This is a genomic window from Arenibacter sp. F20364, assembly GCF_023015905.1.
Classification (GTDB): domain Bacteria; phylum Bacteroidota; class Bacteroidia; order Flavobacteriales; family Flavobacteriaceae; genus Arenibacter.
Genome location: NZ_JALKBD010000072.1, coordinates 1 through 4,766 on the forward strand (window position 1 = coordinate 1; position 4,766 = coordinate 4,766).

Genomic DNA, 4,766 nt, shown 5'->3' on the forward strand with positions numbered 1-4,766 from the left:
TTGGGTGTGCGGGCCATTGGCATCCCCGATCGGTTAGAATAGGCGGAGGCCCCTTGTTCTCAGGGCGTTTGCCCATCCCCAATTGGTTAGAGTAGTCCATTTTTGGGAATGCCAAATCCTATCCGCAAAGAGTTAGAATAGGGTTGGACCCCCTGTTTTCAGGGCTTTTTTCGTCCGCAATGGGTTAGAGTAGTGGCTTATTGCAGTAACCGGCACCCATCCGCAAAGGGTTAGAATAGGGTCAGACCCCTTGTATTCAGGGAATGATTTCAAATACCTTACAAAATATTACTGGTGGACTAAGAAGCTGCTGTAATTATGTGGGTGCCAGAGAACTGAAAGATTTGCCTGATAATACTATTTTCATAAGAGTATCGGAGCAGGAGAACCAAATTTACAATTAATCGGGCTCTAATCTTGAGTAAAAACACTAATATAAAATGTTTTTTCAAGAAAACATCTAACCCCTAAACGGCTGGGTTCAAAATGAGGATCAGGTAATTTTTTTGGGCTAACCCAAAGCCATTCCTCACACTTATCCTTCTCAATCACTTTTGGAATGCCAATATATTCATTAGTATGCAATATAATAGAAACGTGGTGCAAACCTTCTTCCCTATATGTCTCTAGATTGTTTGTTATTGAAACAACCTTTAACCCCTTGATTTTTAGGCCAGTTTCTTCGAAGACCTCTTTTTGTGCTGCTTCTTCAAAGGTTTCCCCAATTTCTAAATGGCCTCCGGGAATCGAATAATACGGAGAATGCGAACCTTTTCTTTTTCCAACTAAAATTTCACCTTTAGTATTTTCTACAATTACCCCTATTCCCACTAATGGTCTAAAGTTAGACATCTATTACAATTTTGGTGTTAAAAATTAATAAGTTCTAATCATTCTATAGGATGTTTCTTTATCCGCAATCGGTTAGATTAGGACTCCTTTTCGAACAGATACTCATAATTATCGAGGATGACCTTGCTTATGGCATTGGGAAGATCACGGCCACGATCGTAAATGTCCTTAATGTCAAAGTAGTGGGTGTTTATAATGGATTTAAGGAAGGTAAACTGGTATTTGTTCATAATCCCTATCAACCTGCTCTTGTCCGCTTTAGAGAGCTTGAAATTACCTTCCAACAATTCAAATATTTCCTCGACCCTTTCTACATTGTGCCGTACCGGGGCCTTATTGTTGGTCTTGTAGAATTTGAAACTGAAACCTACGGTTCTTCTCCCTTCCTTAACATCGGAATAGTTAAAGCTAACATCCGCTATCTCGTCCAGCATTTTTTTTGCGGGATCTATGATTTTTTGCTTGAATGCGCTGGAGGTATTTGTCGTATAGTTATCTTTAGGAATTTCGAGTTCCTTCCGGAACTGGTCCAAAGTGACTTTGCGCCCCCCGGTCTTAAGCCATTGACGAGCATAGTAATAAAACTTGATGTTATAGGTTCCTGTCAGGTTAAAACTACTGTCTGCTAAAAATTCCGTATACCCCTTGCTGAGATCCGTCAGGAAACCGTAAAATCCGGCATCCAGATCAATTTTTACGTGGGACCTGCTCTTGGTCCATTCCGGTTTTTCGATGACCCCGACCAATTTTATGGACTCTTCTTCTTTTCCGTCCACGACCATTTTACTAGTGATCGGCAAGGTTTTTTCCCTTAACTTGGTCAAAGCATCATCCAATCTTTCCTTAGTATTTGTAGAGTCCAAGATTAAGTCCCGGTAGTGATATTGAAGGGAAATATTGCCATTTAAATCGATTTGGGGGCTATAATTAATCTCTTGGTGTACCTTTATCCTTTGAAGTATACGTACCAGTACCCTGTTTTCACCTGCTGAAAAGTTGAATTTCACGAAATTAGCGGTCAATTGATACGGTTGCCTCACAACCTCGGGAAGTTTTATTTTTTTGTTGGTAAAGTCGTTCATATCCAATACTGTTATCCCCAATCAGTTAGAGTTGGCCCTTCAAATATATACAATTTAGTTAGAGTTCCATCCCCAATCGGTTAGTTTGTATCCCCAATCAGTTAGCTAACCATCCCCAATCAGTTAGAGTAAACTCTTCCAAACCACTATTCTATAGGGAATAACGGGACCCTGTAATTTAGTTTAGTTATTCTGTTTATTATATTTAGTCTTATAATATTGAAAAATCAATTTTGATTAGCACTGTTAACCTGTTGATAAGGTTTCAAAACCGTCATGATTTTTCAAAAATCACGCCTTTTTTTCATCATTTCACTTTTGCTCCGCAAAATGACGAATGGTAATGAAAAAGGTCAAAAAAGCAACCGCAAAAAATTTTCGCCATAGATTTTATTTATATTAGAAGCTGTTTTGTTTAACGTTCTCAAGGATCAGATCCAAAAAATATTTTGATTTTCCGTTGCGCTTTTTTTTTGAACAAAAATTTCAAAAAAACATTTTCAAATAGGCCAGGACGACCCGGGACCGGGGTAAAACAAAAGTGGGCCCATCATACTATTATAGACCAGGGATTTTTTTTCATTTCCAATGAGAGCGTCAGCTCGAAATAGGAAAGCGAGATGGAATCGGGGAACCCCCGATACGCTTGTCCACGAAAAGTCGCTACTTTCCCAGAAATATTGACTTTACTAGGTCTACTTTAAAAAATAATGTATACATTTAAGACTATTATGAGTAGACATAATAATATAAATCATTATTGTATAGTGCTATACAGAGGTATTTGGTAGACATAAATAGGGACAAAATCAATTAATTTACAATCCAATGAGCAATGAAAGGGCAAGTGTAAAAATCTATTCCGATGCGAAAAACAACCTTGCCATACTGGCCAAAAGGAGTGGAAAAAGTGAAATCGACTATTTGAGCAAAGGCATTGATTTCATTTATCAGAGCGGAATAGACGTGTATGCGAAAACACTTCCCAATGTTCCCGACCTGATCAAAAACCTGGAGAACAGGATCATCGGGTTTATGAAGAAAAGGGAACAGGATTTTTTTGTTCCGATGAATAAAAGAGTGCATTCCCTGGTGGAACACCATATGAAGTTGACCGATCAATTGGAAGCTTTCGATGTCATCAATTTTGCGATGGAACAGGCAGACAAGGAAGCGGATAAAAAGGAGGATAAATATATTGTTACGGAAGGGGAACCGCTCCCCAAGGTCGCTGAGGAAACGACCACACTTGAAAGAGTGCAAATTGCCAAAAATGAAGCCTATGGAGACCTAAAGGGACAGTTGGAAAAATCAGAGGCACAACGTCTTATTTTTAGGGAACAGTTGGATTTTTTATTTAAACGCTTGGCAAAATCCGGTGCGATGACCGGCGGTAAATTTACCGCCAACATCAATCAAAGGGATTATGACAGGATCGAGAAAATATTACATGATAATTAAGATACATAAGACCAGTGCCATAAGTTCCAACACGGGCAGCTCTTCCAATTTGATAGAGTACCTGGAAAAGGAGAACCGGGATAAGGACATATTGGAACATGAATATTTTTTCAACAACCATAAGGATTCGATCAATGCCGTTACGGCAGAACGTATGTTGGACGGCAATAAGGGAAGATTGGGAAAGGACGAGACCAAATTTTATATGATGACGGTAAACCCGAGCGAAAAAGAAATCAGGCATATCCAGGGGGACCAGGATAAATTGAAGTCCTATGTCAACGACCTTATGGATAAATACGCGGATAATTTCAATAGGGAATACAAGGACGGCACCAAATTATCGGGAAAGGATATCATGTATTTTGCCAAGGTAGAACATGAACGTACCTATAAATTCGGGGACAAAAGGTTTGCCAAGGAACTGCGCTACAATACGGCGATCCGAAAAGAGATCGTCAAGCATTCGGGCGATAAACAAAAAGTTAGGGAACTGGAGAAACAATATATAAGGAATCCGGAAGGGACCCCAATATTGGAGGGAGCCAAAAAAGACGGGAACAACCTGCACGTGCATATTGTGGTAAGCCGGTACGATTACCAACAGAAATTCAAACTTTCCCCATTGGCCAACCAAAGGGGGGGCAAGGGAATATTGGACGGGAAGGAGCATTCCAAAGGTTTTAACAGGGATAATTTTGTAGCCACGGGGGAAGCCTTGTTCGATAAGAAATTCGGGTATTCCAGAGAAATAAGGGACAGTTATAATTACCGCTTGAACTATGGAATGATCATAGGGGCCACCAATCCAAAATCCTTGGCCAAGATGATCGCCAAACGCGCCATTTTGGAAAGCATAAAGGACAAATCCCTGCAGAAAGCTACCGGGGTAGCTCTGGGCCATCCCAAATATTTGCCGAAAAAAGTGGTGAACGAGATAGAGAAAAAAGCGGTGAAGGCGATTTTACAAAGCTTTGAAAAAGGGGCATACACCAATCCAGTAACGGCAGGGATCAATATCACCAAGAAGGTGATAAGCCAGGTAGGTAAACAAATATCAAGGGCAGCAAGTATCTAATATGGAATATATAGATCAATTTATAAAAGCTTCGAAAATGACACAAACGATCATCGTTGGTGCCAATATCCTTTTCTTGCTTTATTATCTGTTCACGATTTCCATAAAAAACAAAATTGCGGTATTTGGGATTGCTATTATCGCCATTGCGTCGCTCTTTTTCTTTGTAGAAAAATTCAGCGGTCTGAATTTTATGGATTTTTTCATTTTCTATCAGTTGCCCGCCCTATTTTCCACAGGGGTCCTTTTCTTTACTTGGAAATTGGCACCCAAGCTTATCCCTGAAAAAAAAA

At 39.8% G+C, this 4,766-nt stretch carries 6 protein-coding genes; 4 read left to right on the forward strand and 2 right to left on the reverse strand.

Going from position 1 to position 4,766, the window contains the following annotated elements:
- The first annotated feature begins 263 nt into the window (after positions 1–263).
- Positions 264–404 (forward strand): hypothetical protein, encoded by a 141-nt coding sequence (locus MWU84_RS23500; protein WP_246906443.1) that lies wholly within the window; start codon positions 264–266, stop codon positions 402–404.
- 7 nt (positions 405–411) lie between these two features.
- Here MWU84_RS23500 and MWU84_RS23505 read toward each other — a convergent pair whose 3' ends face one another.
- On the reverse strand, positions 412–852 hold the full coding sequence (locus tag MWU84_RS23505) for an NUDIX domain-containing protein (protein ID WP_246906444.1): 441 nt from the start codon (positions 850–852) through the stop codon (positions 412–414).
- A 77-nt stretch (positions 853–929) separates the two neighbouring features.
- Complete coding sequence (locus tag MWU84_RS23510) at positions 930–1,955, reverse strand: replication initiation protein (RefSeq protein WP_246906445.1); 1,026 nt, start codon at positions 1,953–1,955, stop codon at positions 930–932.
- An 807-nt stretch (positions 1,956–2,762) separates the two neighbouring features.
- On the opposite strand from MWU84_RS23510, the gene MWU84_RS23515 reads away from it, so the two are divergent.
- From MWU84_RS23515 to MWU84_RS23525, 3 genes are all read left to right on the forward strand, one after another.
- Entirely contained in the window at positions 2,763–3,395 is a 633-nt protein-coding gene (locus tag MWU84_RS23515) for a BfmA/BtgA family mobilization protein (protein WP_246906446.1), read from the forward strand.
- On the forward strand, positions 3,361–4,473 hold the full coding sequence (gene mobB, locus MWU84_RS23520) for a MobB family relaxase (protein WP_246906447.1): 1,113 nt from the start codon (positions 3,361–3,363) through the stop codon (positions 4,471–4,473). Before MWU84_RS23515 ends, mobB begins: the two co-directional genes overlap by 35 nt.
- A 37-nt stretch (positions 4,474–4,510) precedes the next feature.
- Positions 4,511–4,766: hypothetical protein (locus MWU84_RS23525; RefSeq protein WP_246906448.1), on the forward strand; the 256-nt coding region annotated here is incomplete at its 3' end.

What these genes read in the sequence shown, in the direction of transcription:
- MWU84_RS23500 (WP_246906443.1), top strand. Translation starts at nt 264, where the DNA reads ATGATTTCAAATACCTTACAAAATATTACTGGTGGACTAAGAAGCTGC.
- MWU84_RS23505 (WP_246906444.1), bottom strand. Translation starts at nt 852, where the DNA reads ATGTCTAACTTTAGACCATTAGTGGGAATAGGGGTAATTGTAGAAAAT.
- MWU84_RS23515 (WP_246906446.1), top strand. Translation starts at nt 2,763, where the DNA reads ATGAGCAATGAAAGGGCAAGTGTAAAAATCTATTCCGATGCGAAAAAC.
- mobB (WP_246906447.1), top strand. Translation starts at nt 3,361, where the DNA reads ATGACAGGATCGAGAAAATATTACATGATAATTAAGATACATAAGACC.